Source organism: Gilliamella sp. Choc5-1 (assembly GCF_001690595.1).
GTDB lineage: Bacteria > Pseudomonadota > Gammaproteobacteria > Enterobacterales > Orbaceae > Gilliamella > Gilliamella apicola_M.
Map to the genome: position 1 here is coordinate 1 of NZ_LZHH01000009.1, position 16,274 is coordinate 16,274.

The window sequence follows — 16,274 nt, forward strand, 5'->3', positions numbered from 1 at the left end:
GAATTTAAAACGGTATAGACTCCTGAATATTTTTTACAAAATAACTGGCAAAATAAACCAATAAATCGCCCCCACTTAATGTGAGGCTGCCGCTTTTTATTGCTTGGCTAGCTTTTTATAACTTAAAGATTAAAAACTAAATTTTAGTGTCAATGCCAGAGCCAAGTCGTTCAGTTCAAAACGCCAAATTAAACGTGGTAACCTGTGTTATGGATTTAAAACGGTATAGACTCCTGAATATTTTTTACAAAATAACCGACAAAATAAACCAATAATGGCCCTACTGATTTTGTCTATTCAATTTACACTGATAATAAGCGTAATGTCTTGATAATCCTAAATATTGACATAGCTTTGTTATGCTATAACGATGTCGATTTGCTTTTAGGATAGCGATTTTCGCCCTATTATCAGTGCTGCTTGCTTTAGAATATCGTTTTCCATACGGAGTTGTTTAAGCTCTTTGCGCAACGCGATTAACGCTTGTTCTTGTGGACTGCGATTATTTTTGTTTTAAATGAGCTGCTTTGGCTTGCTTGCGTTATCCAACGGTCCAATGCTGATGGTGTCAAATCATATCCTGCAACGATTTCACTACGTGATTTACCATGTTGATAAAGACTGACCATTTGCTGTTTAAAATCATCTGTGAATGTTCGTCTTTTGCGTTTGATCTTATTCATATTTTTTCTTTTTTAGTTGTGATAAGTTTACCTTACCCCTTAAAAAAGTTGTATGAATTAGTGTAGCCGATCCAGTCGGGAAACCATAACTTGCTTGGCCAAATTAGTGACAGTTATTTTTCAAATTTTTGTAAATAACACGAGCAATTGCTACACATAATATAAATTTGAGGAAATATTTAAAATTTATTTGCTCATAAATTATTTATTATTTTTAATATCTGTATTCACAATTATATAATTTTCACTTTTTATTTAAGATATTACATAAAACTTTAATGAAAATGTATTTACATCTATTTGCTACCCCTGTATTTTTCTATATTATTGACAATATCACTGTTAAAATTTTTATTATCAATTAGGCCTGATATGTATCAATTTTTTGAAAAATTGGTGTCATCTTATCCAAAAGATGAACCTAAACCTATGGCTAAAAATTTTTTTAGTTTCATTTGGCAATCAACTAAAGGAACTCGATTATTTTTACTATTATTAATTATTTTTAGTGCATTAGCTGGAGCTTTTGAAGCTTTTTTATATGCGGCTCTAGGTAAAGTTATTGATTGGCTTGCTGCTGTTGAGCCTAACAAATTTTGGCAACAAGAAAAAACAACATTAATGCTGTTAGCCTTAATCACTTTAGCAAGCACCATTATTATTGGACTACAAACCATTATTAAACATCAATGCCTTGCTGGAAATTTTCCAATGCGAATGCGCTGGAACCTACATCGATTAGTGCTAAATCAAAGTATGCGTTTTTTTCAAGACGAATTTGCAGGAAGAATATCAGCAAAAGTCATGCAAACAGCACTTGCGGTTCGTGATACTTGCTTTTTAGTGACAGATATTTTTATCTATGTTTTGATTTCGTTTATTACTATGGCAACTATTATCGGGCAGTTAAATATTTGGTTATTAATACCATTTGTATCTTGGTGTCTAATCTATGGTATATCCACGTATTATTTTATTCCCCGCTTAAGTAAAGTCGCTAGTATGCAAGCTAATGCTCGTTCTACGATGACAGGGCGTGTAACAGATGCCTATACCAATATTATGACAGTCAAACTATTTTCTCACTCTGGTAATGAGGCAAAATATGCTCAAGAATCAATGGATGAGTTTTTAGTTACTGTTAATAAGCAAATGCGCTTAGTCAGTAGTTTTGAAATTGTTAATCATTTATTATCTGTTTTGTTAGTATTAAGCACAACAGGCGTTGCCTTATGGCTATGGACAAATCAATTAATTGGTGTTGGAGCAATTGCAACAACAACAGCTGTAGCGCTTCGATTAAATGGTTTTTCACACTGGATCATGTGGGAAATGACAGCCCTATTTGAAAATATTGGTGTTGTGAAAGATGGTATTAATACTTTTTCTATAACTAAAAGTGTTGTCGATCAGCCTAACGCTTCTAAACTTAATGTAACTGAAGGAAAAATCGAGTTTAAACATATTAATTTCAGCTATGATGAAAAAAAACAAAGTTCAATAATTAAAAATTTAGATCTAACGATAAAACCAGGTGAAAAAATTGGTTTAGTTGGTCGTTCAGGAGCAGGAAAATCATCACTTATCAATTTGTTACTCCGTTTTTATGATTTACAAAGTGGCAAAATTATAATTGATGGACAAGATATTACAACTGTCACACAAGAAAGCCTACGATCTCAAATTGGTATGGTTACACAAGATACGTCATTACTACATCGAACAGTTCGAGAAAACTTGCTCTATGGTAACAATCAAGCGACTGAAGACCAAATGATTATCGCGGCCCAAAAAGCACACGCTGATAACTTTATTCAAGCATTAGTTGACGCAAATGGTAGAGTTGGGTATGACGCATTTGTTGGTGAACGAGGGATAAAATTATCGGGTGGCCAAAGACAACGAATTGCCATTGCACGCGTCATTCTTAAAAATGCGCCTATTTTATTATTAGATGAAGCAACAAGTGCGCTAGATTCTGAAATTGAACAAGCAATTCAAGAAAGCCTATACACATTAATGGAAGGGAAAACGGTGATCGCTATTGCTCACCGTTTATCAACCATTGCGGCAATGGACAGATTAGTTGTACTCGATCAAGGTAAAATTATTGAACAAGGAACTCACCAAGAATTGCTTAAGAAAAATGGATTATACGCACAACTTTGGAAACATCAAAGCGGTGGGTTCTTAGGGCAGAGTATTTGATTTTATACTTTACTAACAAATAAATTAGGACACATTGTTATTTTCATATAACAACTATGTGTCCTTTCACCAATCAGTTAATAAATTTTTTATAAAACTCTGATTCAAAGCGCATAATTGCACTATTTTTAGAACCGCTTTGATTATCCGCATGGTAACCTGATAATAACTGCACAAAAGCCATATATTTACCATCAGATTTTTGTATAAATCCAGCTAAATTATAGCATCCTTGAATATAACCAGTTTTAGCACGTATCGAATCCTTAAAAGGTGCTTGGTTAAAACTCTTGCGATTTTGTAAAGTTCCATCAACCCCAGCAATTGGTAGTTTCTCAATAATTCTTAATTGTTCATCATGGGCTGCAATATATTGTAAAACTTCCATTAATTTGTCTGCACTTACCAAGTTTAATCGAGATAAACCAGAACCATCAGCAATCACTAAGTTTTCAAGATCAATACCTGCTTTTTTGCGTAAAATTTGTTTAACGGCATCACCACCATTACGCCATGTACCTTGGACATTATAATAATGTGCACCTAAAGTTCTAAAAATAACATCGGCATACAGATTCTTTGATTTTTTGAGCATTACAGTTAATAAATCAGAAAGTGGCGCTGATTGATTAGATGCTAATAAAGTTAACTTTGAGTTAGTCCTTTGATTGATTTCAATGCTCGATCCTGTGTAAGTTATCTTTTGTAATTTAAGTTCATTTTTTAAAATAGTAGAAAAATACTCAACACCATCAACCACCGCAAATTTTAATGGTATTTTATCTGAACCTGCGTCAATACAGCCTGATAGATAATATCGATTTTTATATGAATAAGTAACATCTAATTCACAATACCTATCATTGATATCTTTGCTATTTTTTGCAATAGTTTTTACACTACCTATAACTACAACTGGAATATTAGTCGGTCCAGAAATAGAGGCTTTTTCGCCTACTTTACCTGGTGTCACTGTTGCATAAAAACAGTTATCATCAATAATTGCTGCCGATGGAGAGGCATTATAACAAGCTGTTAAATTATTCCATGACCACCCTTGAGCTTTGTCATGGCTTGTAAAAATTGAAGTATCTAAAATTATATTTCCTACAATTTTTTCAATACCTTTCTGACGTAAAGTAGCAATCATATTTTTTAATTGAGCTCGAGTAAACGTTGGATCACCACTTAATTGAATAATTAGATCACCATTTAACTGCTTTTTACTTATTGAACCATTGGTTTGTATACGAGTTATAAATCGAAAATCACTGCCTAGCTCAAGTTGAGCGGCTAAAGCAGTTATGAGCTTTTGAGTACTTGCTGGTTGTTTAAATTGATCACTTTTATATTTTGCTATTGTCTTAGGTTTAGTCCCCACCGATTGAACCAAAATTGATAAATCACTTCCTTTAGGTAAAGAAGATAGATAAGGTTCTACTGATTGTGCATTTAATAATCCAGAAAAAAAAGAGAAAAGGAAAAAAATAATTACCTTGAATTTTATCATGAATATTGGCTCAAAATGTTATTAAATAAAAACAGTTAAATATGAGTTGCAAATATAACTTTTTTTGATTTAGCTAGCAATATATACTCAAGCACTTTTATAATTATGTACGATTGAAAAATGCAACATAACAAAAAGCAAAATTAACCCCATATAACTTTTGAAACTAGGTAATATAATTATGATTCAACATTCATTAGGTTTTCCAATAGAAACGATGTTGGTATTTATTGGACTAGCCTTGGCTGCAATTATTATTGATTTATACGCCCATCATAGCGATAAATCTATCAGTTTAAACAATGCTATTATCTGGTCAGTATTTTGGGTAATAGTTGCATTAGCATTTGCTCTATTTTTATACATCCATCATGGCCGAGAGGTGGCTAGTTTATTTATTACTGGTTACGTTCTTGAGAAAGCTTTATCAGTCGATAATTTGTTTGTAATTATGGCTATTTTTTCATGGTTTTCAGTACCAAATAATTATCGTCATCGATTACTTTATTGGGGAGTTATTGGTGCTATTATATTTCGTGCCATATTTGTTATCCTTGGTACAGGACTGCTATATTTAGGTCCTTGGATGGAATTTGTGTTTTCAATTTTGGTTGCTTGCACAGGAGTAATGATGTTGAGAAATCAAGACAATGAACAAAATATAAAAGATTACTCAAATCACTTTGCTTTCCGCATCGCCAAACGTATTTTTCCATCTTATCCAAAAATTGTTGGCCATCGTTTTTTATTATCACAAAAGCAACTTGATGCAGAACTTACAAAACCTGAAAATAGTAATTTAGTTGGTAAAATACCTAAAAGTTTTTTTTATGCTACACCACTATTTTTATGTATTGTTGTAATTGAACTTAGTGATGTCATGTTTGCATTTGATTCAGTTCCTGCTGTGATCGCTGTTAGTCAAGAACCGTTAATCGTTTATAGTGCCATGATTTTTGCCATTTTAGGCCTTAGAACAATGTATTTTATTTTACAAGCAATGAAGCAATATTTAGTTCACATTGGTAAAGCGGTTACCTGTTTACTTTTTTTTATTGCAGGAAAATTAGCTTTAAATGCAAGTAATCACCTATTTGGGTATGGTATTGATATAGATGCAACTACAAGTCTTTATATCATTTTAGGTATACTTGCTTTAGGTGTCATTGCCAGTATTATTTGGCCAGAAAAAGATTAAAATTAATGTTATATAAATCATAGGCAGGTCCCCCTGCCATTTATTAGAGTTAAGTACGTTTTAAAAAGCGAATATAATAACTGATCCCTAAAATAATAAACCAAATAGGTGTAGCCACTAACGCTTGACGAGTATCAGCCTCAAAACTAAGTAACACAATCATAAAAGCAAAAAAAACTAAACAAACATAACTCATCAAAATTCCACCTGGCATTTTAAATTGAGATTGCTGATGCAAATTATCTTTTTTACGACGATAAGCAATATAAGAAATAAGAATCATCGACCAAATGAACATAAATAAAATAGCTGAAATTGTAGTGACTATGGTAAAAGCTTCCATTACATTAGGTACTAAGTAAATCAATACAACGCCGCCAAATAAACAACTACACGAAAATAATAAACCATTTGCTGGCACCGAACGGCTTGATAACTTACCAAAGGGTTCTGGAGCATCTTGTTTTTTAGCTAGTCCAAATAACATTCTACTTGTTGAGTAGATACCACTATTAGCTGAAGATGCTGCAGATGTTAGTACGACAAAATTAATGATGCTTGCTGCAGCAGGCAGACCAATTAAGGTAAATAACTCAACAAAAGGACTTTTATTTGGCGAAATAAATCCCCACGGTGTTACACTCATAATAATGATTAAAGCAAAAACATAAAAAAAGATAATTCGTGCAGGTACTGAATTAATAGCACGAGGCAAGTTTTTACTTGGGTCAACGGTTTCAGCTGCCGTTGTACCAACTAATTCAATTCCCACAAAAGCAAAAATAGCAATCTGGAATCCTGCAAAAAAACCCATAGTACCATGAGGGAAAAACCCACCATATTCCCATAGATTAGAGAATGCAGCGGTGGTATTTGTTTGCTCGGAATGAAACGCAGTTAAAATCAGTACTAGTCCAATACCAATGAGCGCTAAAATTGCAACAATCTTAATCATTGAAAACCAAAACTCTGTCTCACCAAACATTTTTACTGTTAATAAGTTTAAAGTTAATAATAAAACAACTGTCAACAACATTGGTATCCAGGATTGTAACTCGGGAAACCAATGTTGTGCATATCCAGCAATTGCAACAACGTCGGCGATCCCTGTAACAACCCAGCAAAACCAATAAGTCCAACCTGTAAAAAATCCAGCCCAAGGACCTAAAAGCTCATTGGCAAAATCACTAAACGACTTATACTTCAAATTAGAAAGAAGAATTTCCCCCATTGCACGCATAACAAAAAAAAGGATAAAACCAATAATCATATAGACAAAAATAATAGAAGGTCCGGCAAGGCTAATAGTCTTTCCTGACCCCATAAATAAGCCAGTACCAATTGCTCCACTAATTGCGATTAATTGAATATGACGGTTAGAAAGGTTTCTCTTTAGATCATGCTTTGAGGATGTAATGCTCATCGCTATTATTTCCTTTTATATTCACAAATTTTCAATTTTCTAAATAAGAATTTAGGACTATAAAGTCTATAGAATAAAATCGCAAGCCTAATTGTTATGAAAAATTTTTATAACTATATTATATTTATTGGTAGTTTCTTATAATAGAATTGTGTAGCATAAATAGCTATATTCTTTAACTTATTATAATTATTTACCCAGATGAAACAAAACATTCGTTATTATTGTTTTTATTTTTTATGTATTTTATGTGCTTTATTTATTTTATTTTTTTTAATAACTATTCTAAAAAATTCAAATAAACCAACTAATCAAGGCCAACAATATAAAGATGGGCAATTATCTTTACCACTTAATATAAATTATCCTCGATTAAATACTCCCATCAATATATCAGACTATATTATTCAAGTTGAAAAAATTAAATCGTCATCTCCTGCTTTGTATCGTAAAAATGAACATATATATAAAGCTATAAATGAATGGATTAATCGTTCTTTAAAAACTGATGAATTTTATAAAGTTGGACTTAATAGTTATGAAATGGTTGGACAAGATGGATACGGTAATGTACATTTAACGGGTTATTACACGCCAATAATCAAAGCAAGACATCAACCAACAGCAGAATTTAAATATCCTATCTACAAAATGCCCACTAGTAGTGGAGAGCAATTACCCAATCGTGAGCAAATTTATAATGGTGCATTAGCAGGAAAGGATCTTGAAATCGCTTATAGTAACTCTTTAATGGATAACTTTATTATGGAAGTGCAAGGTAGTGCTTATATTGATTTTGAAGATGGTTCACCTTTAGTCTTTTTTTGCTATGGAGGTAAAAATAATCATAGTTATTCAAGTATAGGAAGATTATTAGCTGAGCAAGGTGAAATAACAAAAGAAAATATGTCTATACAATCAATTAAAGATTGGGCAGAAAATCAAAAAGAAGAACAACTTAAATCTTTATTAATTCAAAACCGTTCATTTGTTTTTTTCAAACCACAATATAATGCCGAGGTCATAGGTGCTGCTGAAGTACCTTTAGTGGCGAACGCATCGGTTGCTTCAGATAAGTCTATAATTCCTATAGGATCTGTAGTATTAGTTGATGTGCCGCTTCTTGAAGACGATGGGCAATATCGAGGCAGACGAGAAACTCGACTTATGGTTGCACTTGATGTTGGTGGTGCTATAAAAGGTCAACATTTTGACCTTTATCTAGGAATAGGAGATAAAGCAGGAAAATTAGCCGGATACTATAACCATTATGGACGCGCATGGGTACTACAGCCTTAAACTACTAACGTCGACGCCATCAAAAGAACCTGTTAGAATAAAGTAATACAAGCTGAATTAAGGATAACTCATGAGATTATGTGACAGAGATATCGAAGCATATTTAAAAAATGGTAAATTAAAAATAACACCACAGCCTGCAGCAAGCTGTATTAATGGTGCGACTGTTGATGTTAGATTAGGTAATCAATTTCGTACTTTTCGAGAACATACTACACCTTATATAGATTTAAGTGGTCCAAAAGAAGAAGTATCTGCAGTCTTGGAACGAGTGATGAGTGAAGAAATAGTATTACCTGAAGGTGACGCCTTTTACCTTCATCCTGGCGAATTAGCATTAGCTGTAACCTTAGAATCAGTCACTATTCCTGATGATTTAGTTGGCTGGTTAGATGGTCGTTCATCACTTGCTAGATTAGGTCTAATGGTTCACGTTACAGCTCATCGTATCGACCCTGGCTGGCAAGGACAAATTGTATTAGAATTTTATAATTCAGGAAAAATTCCATTAGCACTTAGGCCTGGAATGACAATTGGTGCGCTCAGTTTTGAAACGCTAAGTGGTACTGCGGCAAGACCATACAATCGGAGGTTAGATGCAAAATATAAAGACCAGCATGGTGCTGTTGCCAGTCGTATTGATAAAGACTGAATAATTGATAACCATAACGAAGGAACATTAATATGATCAAAAAAATATTGGTTATTCTACTTGCCTTAATTCTAGTCATAACAATTAGTATTGTTTCATTGATTGTTTTTGTTGATCCCAACAACTTTCGTGGGTTTATTTCTGATACAGTTAAAGATAAAACAGGATATGAATTATCCATCGATGGAAATTTACGTTGGCATATATGGCCGCAAGTGAGTATTTTAACCGATTCAGTAAAACTATCTGAGACTGATGCAGCTAAACCTATTTTAACAGCAGATAATATGAGACTTGATGTTGAGTTATTGCCTCTTTTCTCAAAAAAATTATCAGTTAAAAATATATTTATAAGATCAGCAACCATCAATATTACTGATGAAAGTAAAGGAACTATTACAAAAAATGGATCTAAAACACCATCTAATTCTACTAATGAATCAACTAATTCGAAAGATTCAAAAAGTTTATCTAATTGGCAATTTAGTTTGAATAAATTTGAAGTTGCTGATAGTACAGTGGTATTCAAACATAAAAATGATCTAATTAACTTTAGAAATATTAATCTAGTGATAGAACAAAATAATAGTAAAAATATTTCTATTGATTTAAGTGGTAATATAGATAAAAATCAACAAAATTTATCATATATAGCACGTGCTTATATCGATCTAAATCAATTTCCGGAACAAGCAATAATTGACTTAAAAAAGTTTGATTTCACATATAAAGGCATTGCTAACTCGGCCAAAGAAGTTAAAGGCAATATAAATGGTGTATTTAACTATCAACAGACTCAAAAGTCGTTAAAAAGCCAAAATTTAACTTTTTCAGTTAATGAAAATTATTTTACTGGTCATATCAATGCTGATTTAGCAAGTAAACCATATATAGATTTACAGTTAAATTCTGATAAAATTGATCTTTCTTCACTTGTTAAAATAGATGAAAAATCAAATGAAAAGGTACCAACTCAACAAACATCACCGGTGGTATCAAATATCACAAAAACCAATAATGAATTAAGCTTTTTAAATATTTTTGATGCTAAAGCTAAGTTAAGTATTAAACAGTTCAATGCTAACAAAATAAAATTAAATAATATTGATGTTGATATTACTAATAATGACGGTATTGCAATATTTAAAAATATTAGTTTTGATTTTGCCAAAGGTCGTATAGTTGCAACGGGTTTAGCAAATGGCAAACAAAAAAATACTCTAATGAAGCTTAATACTAAAATAATTAATATCGATTTGAATTCATTTTTTAACCAAATAGATACAGCACATGATCTTGAAGGTTTATTTAACGCTACTGGTGATTTTGAAACTAATAGCTTGTCTGGCTCTAACTTGTTAACTAACCTGCAAGGTAATTTGGCTATTGTTGTGACTAATGCGAGGCTCAATAATTTAAATATTCAAAGTATTATCCAAAATGCAGTAGCTAAATATTCTAAAGAAGTCGTAACGCCGGAAAATCAAAAAAAATATACCGAATTTCATAAAATTATTGCCAATGGCTATGTGAAGCAAGGTAACTTGGAGTTTTCAAAATTAAATGCTAATTCTGAAACACTTGATGTTATTAATGGTTCAGGACAAGTTGGAATCTTAAAACAAGATTTGGATATTAATTTGAACTTAAAAATGTTAGGTGGTTGGAACTCTAAAAATGAAACGATTGCAAAACTACAAAAGTTGACAATACCACTACGTATTTATGGTCAATTCACTAAACTTCATTACCAAATTGATATAGGTAAATTACTTACCGATGTTATAAGCGATAAATTACAAGAACGTTTAGAAAAACTCCGTGACAAATTAGACAATCATAATTCGAAAGATCATTCAAAATCTAAATCAAAAGCAGCCGATATCTTAGGTGGGTTGCTAAGAAAATAGCAATAAAAAGGTGAGTTTGACTCACCTTTTTATATCAAAAATCTAAACTAAATTATAAAATAAACTTGCTTAGATCTTCATCAGCAACAAGTTTATCTAAATGATCACTTACATATTGAGCATCAATTATGACCGTTTGACCATTAAGTTCACTAGCTTCAAATGAGATCTCTTCCATCAAACGTTCCAATACAGTATGCAATCGGCGAGCACCAATATTTTCATTTTGTTCATTGACTTGCCACGCTGATTCCGCTATTTTTCGAATACCATCAGGAGTAAAATCAATGTTGACACCTTCTGTTGCCATTAGTGCTTTATATTGAACAGTAAGTGAAGCATTTGGTTCAGTTAAAATACGTTCAAAGTCTTCACTAGTTAGTGCTTGTAGTTCAACTCGTATCGGTAATCTACCTTGCAATTCAGGAATTAAATCAGATGGATTTGCCGTTTGAAAAGCACCTGATGCAATAAATAAAATATGGTCAGTTTTAACAGAACCATGCTTAGTTGATACCGTGCACCCCTCAACCAATGGTAAAAGATCTCTCTGTACACCTTCTCGTGAAACATCAGGACCTGATGAGTTACCGCGCTTACAAACTTTATCAATTTCATCAATAAAAACAATTCCATTTTGTTCAACTGCTTCAATTGCTTCATGTTTAAGATCATCAGGGTTAACCAATTTAGCTGCTTCTTCTTCGATAAGTTGTTTAAAAGCATCTTTAATCTTCATTTTACGTGGTTTAGTTTTTTGTCCACCTAAATTTTGAAGCATAGATTGTAATTGGTTTGTCATATCTTCCATACCAGGAGGTGCCATAATTTCTACACCAATATTGACACTAGCTACTTCAATCTCAATCTCTTTATCATCAAGTGAACCCTCACGTAACTTTTTACGAAAAGCTTGTCTTGCTGTTGAATTATTATCTTCAACTTGACCCCATCCATCTTTAGCAGGAGGTACAAGCACATCTAAAATACGATCTTCAGCTAATTCTTCCGCTCGATTACGATTACGTTCAATTGCTTGTTGGCGAATCATTTTTACTGCTGAGTCAGTTAAATCTCGAATAATTGAATCAACTTCTTTACCTACATAACCAACTTCGGTAAACTTAGTTGCTTCTACTTTAATAAATGGTGCATGTGCTAATTTTGCTAAACGCCTTGCAATTTCAGTTTTACCGACACCAGTTGGTCCAATCATAAGTATATTTTTTGGCGTAACTTCATGACGCAATGTTTCATCTAATTGCATACGGCGCCAGCGATTACGTAGTGCAATTGCAACAGAACGTTTCGCTTTTTCTTGCCCAATAATATGTTGGTTTAATTCGCTTACAATTTCGCGAGGAGTCATTTCAGACATAATAATATTCTCTTTATTCAATTAATTAATAGTTGAGCTCTTCAATAGTTTGGAAATTATTGGTATACACACAAATATCACCAGCAATTGATAACGATTTTTGTACAATATCGTGAGCAGAAAGTGAGGTATTATCTAGTAACGCACGAGCTGCAGCTTGAGCATAAGGACCGCCCGAACCAATAGCAATTAAATCATCTTCTGGTTGGATAACATCACCAGTACCTGTAATAATCAGTGATGCACTTTCGTCAGCCACCGCAAGTAAAGCTTCTAGTTTACGTAACATTCTATCTGTTCGCCAATCTTTAGCTAATTCAACAGCTGCTTTAGTTAAATGCCCTTGGTGCATCTCTAATTTTCGCTCAAATAACTCAAATAATGTAAAAGCATCAGCAGTACCACCAGCAAACCCTGCAATCACTTTGTTATTATATAAACGACGAACTTTACGGGCATTACCTTTCATAATAATACGTTCACCTAACGTGACTTGACCATCACCTCCAATAACGACTTGCCCCTCACGACGGACGCTGACAATTGTTGTCATGTTCTGCTCCTTCTTTTACTTAAAACTTGATTTGAAATGAATAGAGGATATATTGGGATAATTAACGTAATTTCAATATTTTTATTTGAAGATATTGATAATTTTTTGTAAAAAAGCTTCAGAAAACATCGTGTTTACGTATAAAAATTATTTAGGTTGAAAATCAATTTTCATCGTTTTTACCTGATTATAAAATGCATTTTCAGGTTTTGGAATTACAGCTTGTTTAGTTGCTGAAAGTGCCTCTCGACATAATGCTTCATCACCACCTTTCGCAGTGACGTCGAGCAGTAGACCATCAGGTGCTATTTGGATTTCTAATACACAATTACGACCACTATATAATTTGTTAGGGTTAATAAATTTATTACTAATAGCATTTTGGACTAAGGACTTATATTTATCAAGTTCTCCATCCGAAACGCCTTTACGGCTAGCTGCCCCGCCTGCTTGACTTGGATCAGTGGATGTCAACCCACCTAACAAGTTATCAAGTTCTTTATCTTTTTGGGCTTGTGCTGCTTTTCTTGCTTTTTCGGCAGCAGCTTTTTCAGCGACTTGCTTTTTTGCTTGCTCTTCCTTTTGTTTATTTAGTTCTTCTTGTTTACGTTCATTCTCAATTTTTTGTTTTTCAATAAGTTCTTGTTCAGCTTTTACTTTAGCCTCTTGCTCGGCTTTTTGTTTAGCTAGTTCTTCTTGCTTACGTAAAGTTTCTTCACGTTGTTTATTTAACAACTCTCTCTCTGCTTTTAATTTAGCTTCTTGTTCAGCCTTTTGTTTTGCCAACTCAGCTTGCTGTTGTTCTAGACGCTGTTTTTCTGCTTCTCTTTTTTGCTGTTCTAACTGTTCTTTAGCTTTGCGAGCAGCTTCTTCTTTTTGTCTTGCTAGCTGTGCAGCTTGTGCGGCCTCCTCTTCCTTCTTTTGTTGTTGTTCAACTTTTAAACGCTGCTTTTCTAACTCTTTAAGTCGCTGTTGTTGGGTAAGCTGTTGCTCTTGTAACTTTCGAGCCTGCTCATCTAATTGTTGCTGCCTTTGTTGTTCAGCTTGTTTTTGGCTAACTTGTGTTTTTAATTGCCTTTGATATTGTTCGGTCATGATTGAGGGGTCAACCATAATAGCATCAATAGAATTTCCATTAATGCTACCATAGTTAGTATTATCATCATGAATAGCATGGTAACCCAAAATGACAATTAAAATCACATGTAATATAATGGATACTATAATAGCTATACTTAATTTTGAATTTGGCTTATAAGACATTGCTGATTTCTTGCTATATTGTTTAAATTGGTTGAGTCATTAATCCTACAGACTTAACACCTGCTGATTGTAATAAATTCAACGTTTTTATAATTTCTTCGTAAGGGACATCTTTTGCACCACCAACTAAAAAAACAGTCTTTTCGTTAAGTGAAATCTGCTGTTTAACTTCGGCGATAATTTGTTCTTGTGGTAAATTAATTTTACGTTCTTGATCGATAATAAGTACATACATCCCAATACCAGATACCTCAATAATAACTGGTTTATTTTCTGAAGGAGAAACTGTTTTAGACTCAGAAGCTTGTGGCAGATCAACTTCAACACTTTGACTAATGATTGGGGCTGTTGCCATAAAAATAAGTACTAATACTAATAATACATCAAGTAAAGGTACTATATTAATTTCAGATTTAATTGAAAAACGTGATGAACGTCTGCTCATAATTATTTCCTAACAGCAACGGCTTGACGCTGTAAAATTGCCGAAAATTCATCAATAAAGTTAAGGTAGCTTTGTTCAATTCGGCTTACACTTAATGATAAACGATTGTAAGCAAGTATCGCAGGAATAGCGGCAAATAAACCAATAGCTGTTGCAATCAATGCCTCAGCGATACCTGGGGCAACTAATTTTAATGTAGCTTGTTTAGCTTCACCTAAAGAAATAAATGCATTCATAATCCCCCATACAGTGCCAAACAAACCTATATATGGGCTAATAGAGCCTACAGTACCTAAAAAAGGAATATGCAATTCCAAGTTATCAAGCTCACGATTCATTGATAAACGCATAGAACGTGATGCCCCATCTAAGGCTGCTTCTGCCATATTTGGGTTAATTTGATATAATCGTGAAAACTCTTTAAAGCCTGAATAGAAAATATGTTCAGTACCGCTAATTTCTTCTTTATTAAATTTTGCTTTATCAAATAAAACATTTAAATCATCAGCAACCCAAAAACTATTATCAAATTGTTCAATTTGTTTTTTAGCTTTACCTAAAATTTTAGTTCGTTGAAAAATAATAGCCCATGATATAATCGAAAAAATAAGCAGTAACAGCATAACACATTTTACTAAAAAACCTGCTTGCAAAAACAGATCAATAATATTCATATAAACTCCAAAACTAATAACTTAGGAAGCCCACATGGCTTCATTTTAGTGATATTTACACAAGCTATAAGAACATCTGCTGTACTAATAACTTGGTTATTTTGATTTAAAATAGTCTGCTTAAAAATGATAGACGCCTTACGAACTTGCTCAATGCTAGTTGTGATTGTTAGCATATCATCTAAACGTGCTGGGAAATGGTAGTTAATATCCATCTTTTTTACCACAAAAGCAACACCTTCCTGCAATAACATTTGTTGGTTTATGCCAACTTTCCTAAGTATTTCAGTCCTAGCTCGTTCAAAAAAAGCAAGATAACGTGCATGATAAACTACACCACCTGCATCGGTATCTTCATAATAAACTCTTGCACTCCATGTATATTGTTTCATATCCAAACCGCACTAATTAAATTTGATGCTATTATATCTGAATATAAAATTCCCTGCACTATGATATAAAAAAAGACAAATGAAAACAATTATCATTTGTCATTAACAACAATACCTAAAAAATAAAAAGGTGGCAAATAGCCACCTCAGATTGATGACAAACCTCGATATAATTCGGGGTTTATTTTTTTATTTAAACCATAAACAGGATTTTTAATTTGGATTTTATTAAATAAATTAAAAAATGGCCTAAAAAAACGTAACAAAAATAGCTTTATCACTATTTTCTTGATATTTTGAGCCGTTGCGGCCAATAAACACTGCATTTGAACCTGTGCTCTTCCCCTAAATCTTGCATAGCGATGTCCGTGGTGTTGTTTAGCATCAGCAAAACTGCGCTCTACGGTCTCTTTTCGCCGAGCATAGACTTTTTTACCCCACTGACTTAAACGAATCTCATTGGCTTTCTCTTTATCTGCTTCCCAGATATGGCGTGTGATGACTTTCTACTTATTTTTACTCTGTGTACACTGTGACAATAACGGACAGTGATAATGACAATAACCTTCTCTGCTGGTAGTTTTATATATTAATGATTGCCCGTTTGGGCAAGTATAAGTATCGGTTTGACTATTATAGATAAACTGCTTTTTTCTGATAGGATTCGCACCATGACTGGGACGACG

At 33.1% G+C, this 16,274-nt stretch carries 14 protein-coding genes and 1 pseudogene; 5 read left to right on the forward strand and 10 right to left on the reverse strand.

Translation table 11 applies throughout. The features are described from left to right. Nucleotides 1-476: 476 nt before the first annotated feature. Entirely contained in the window at nt 477-683 is a 207-nt protein-coding gene (locus A9G35_RS00625) for a transposase (protein ID WP_081300071.1), read from the reverse strand. Between the two features lie 372 nt (nt 684-1,055). On the opposite strand from A9G35_RS00625, the gene A9G35_RS00630 reads away from it, so the two are divergent. Then, nucleotides 1,056-2,891, forward strand: coding sequence for an ABC transporter ATP-binding protein (locus tag A9G35_RS00630; RefSeq protein ID WP_065635264.1), 1,836 nt, complete (start codon nt 1,056-1,058; stop codon nt 2,889-2,891). A gap of 73 nt (nt 2,892-2,964) precedes the next feature. Here the strand turns inward: A9G35_RS00630 and dacB are convergent, their stop codons facing one another. Beyond that, the gene (gene dacB / locus A9G35_RS00635) at nt 2,965-4,401 is read right to left on the reverse strand and encodes a serine-type D-Ala-D-Ala carboxypeptidase (protein ID WP_081300072.1); all 1,437 of its coding nucleotides are present in this window, start codon (nt 4,399-4,401) and stop codon (nt 2,965-2,967) included. Between the two features lie 181 nt (nt 4,402-4,582). On the opposite strand from dacB, the gene A9G35_RS00640 reads away from it, so the two are divergent. Beyond that, nucleotides 4,583-5,599, forward strand: coding sequence for a TerC/Alx family metal homeostasis membrane protein (locus A9G35_RS00640; protein WP_065635265.1), 1,017 nt, complete (start codon nt 4,583-4,585; stop codon nt 5,597-5,599). Between the two features lie 49 nt (nt 5,600-5,648). Here A9G35_RS00640 and cycA read toward each other — a convergent pair whose 3' ends face one another. Next, on the reverse strand, nt 5,649-7,022 hold the full coding sequence (cycA, locus tag A9G35_RS00645; RefSeq protein ID WP_065635266.1) for a D-serine/D-alanine/glycine transporter: 1,374 nt from the start codon (nt 7,020-7,022) through the stop codon (nt 5,649-5,651). Between the two features lie 201 nt (nt 7,023-7,223). On the opposite strand from cycA, the gene mltA reads away from it, so the two are divergent. From mltA to asmA, 3 genes are all read left to right on the forward strand, one after another. Next, a complete protein-coding gene (mltA, locus tag A9G35_RS00650; protein WP_081300073.1) occupies nt 7,224-8,321 on the forward strand; it encodes a murein transglycosylase A in 1,098 nt (365 codons plus the stop codon). 70 nt (nt 8,322-8,391) lie between these two features. Further along, on the forward strand, nt 8,392-8,973 hold the full coding sequence (dcd, locus tag A9G35_RS00655; RefSeq protein ID WP_065635267.1) for a dCTP deaminase: 582 nt from the start codon (nt 8,392-8,394) through the stop codon (nt 8,971-8,973). Nucleotides 8,974-9,005: 32 nt separating this feature from the next. Next, nucleotides 9,006-10,883 carry an outer membrane assembly protein AsmA gene (gene asmA, locus A9G35_RS00660; RefSeq protein ID WP_065635268.1) on the forward strand — a complete coding sequence of 626 codons (1,878 nt, stop codon included), beginning with the start codon at nt 9,006-9,008 and terminating at the stop codon, nt 10,881-10,883. Between the two features lie 52 nt (nt 10,884-10,935). On the opposite strand, the gene hslU is transcribed toward asmA, so the two are convergent. The 7 genes and pseudogenes from hslU to A9G35_RS12770 form a co-directional block, all read right to left on the reverse strand. Then, a complete protein-coding gene (gene hslU / locus A9G35_RS00665; protein WP_065635269.1) occupies nt 10,936-12,261 on the reverse strand; it encodes an HslU--HslV peptidase ATPase subunit in 1,326 nt (441 codons plus the stop codon). Nucleotides 12,262-12,286: 25 nt separating this feature from the next. Then, nucleotides 12,287-12,814 carry an ATP-dependent protease subunit HslV gene (gene hslV / locus A9G35_RS00670; protein ID WP_025316169.1) on the reverse strand — a complete coding sequence of 176 codons (528 nt, stop codon included), beginning with the start codon at nt 12,812-12,814 and terminating at the stop codon, nt 12,287-12,289. Between the two features lie 147 nt (nt 12,815-12,961). Further along, nucleotides 12,962-14,077 carry a cell envelope integrity protein TolA gene (gene tolA, locus A9G35_RS00675; protein ID WP_065635270.1) on the reverse strand — a complete coding sequence of 372 codons (1,116 nt, stop codon included), beginning with the start codon at nt 14,075-14,077 and terminating at the stop codon, nt 12,962-12,964. A 22-nt stretch (nt 14,078-14,099) separates the two neighbouring features. Continuing rightward, a complete protein-coding gene (gene tolR / locus A9G35_RS00680; RefSeq protein WP_065635271.1) occupies nt 14,100-14,522 on the reverse strand; it encodes a colicin uptake protein TolR in 423 nt (140 codons plus the stop codon). A 2-nt stretch (nt 14,523-14,524) separates the two neighbouring features. Beyond that, nucleotides 14,525-15,196 (reverse strand): protein TolQ, encoded by a 672-nt coding sequence (tolQ, locus tag A9G35_RS00685; RefSeq protein ID WP_065635272.1) that lies wholly within the window; start codon nt 15,194-15,196, stop codon nt 14,525-14,527. Next, nucleotides 15,193-15,588: a tol-pal system-associated acyl-CoA thioesterase gene (gene ybgC / locus A9G35_RS00690; protein WP_065635273.1), complete on the reverse strand. Its 396-nt coding sequence runs from the start codon at nt 15,586-15,588 to the stop codon at nt 15,193-15,195. The genes tolQ and ybgC overlap by 4 nt, the downstream gene beginning before the upstream one ends. Nucleotides 15,589-15,734: 146 nt before the next feature. Beyond that, a pseudogene (locus tag A9G35_RS12770) lies at nt 15,735-16,274 on the reverse strand (transposase); the annotation flags it as partial.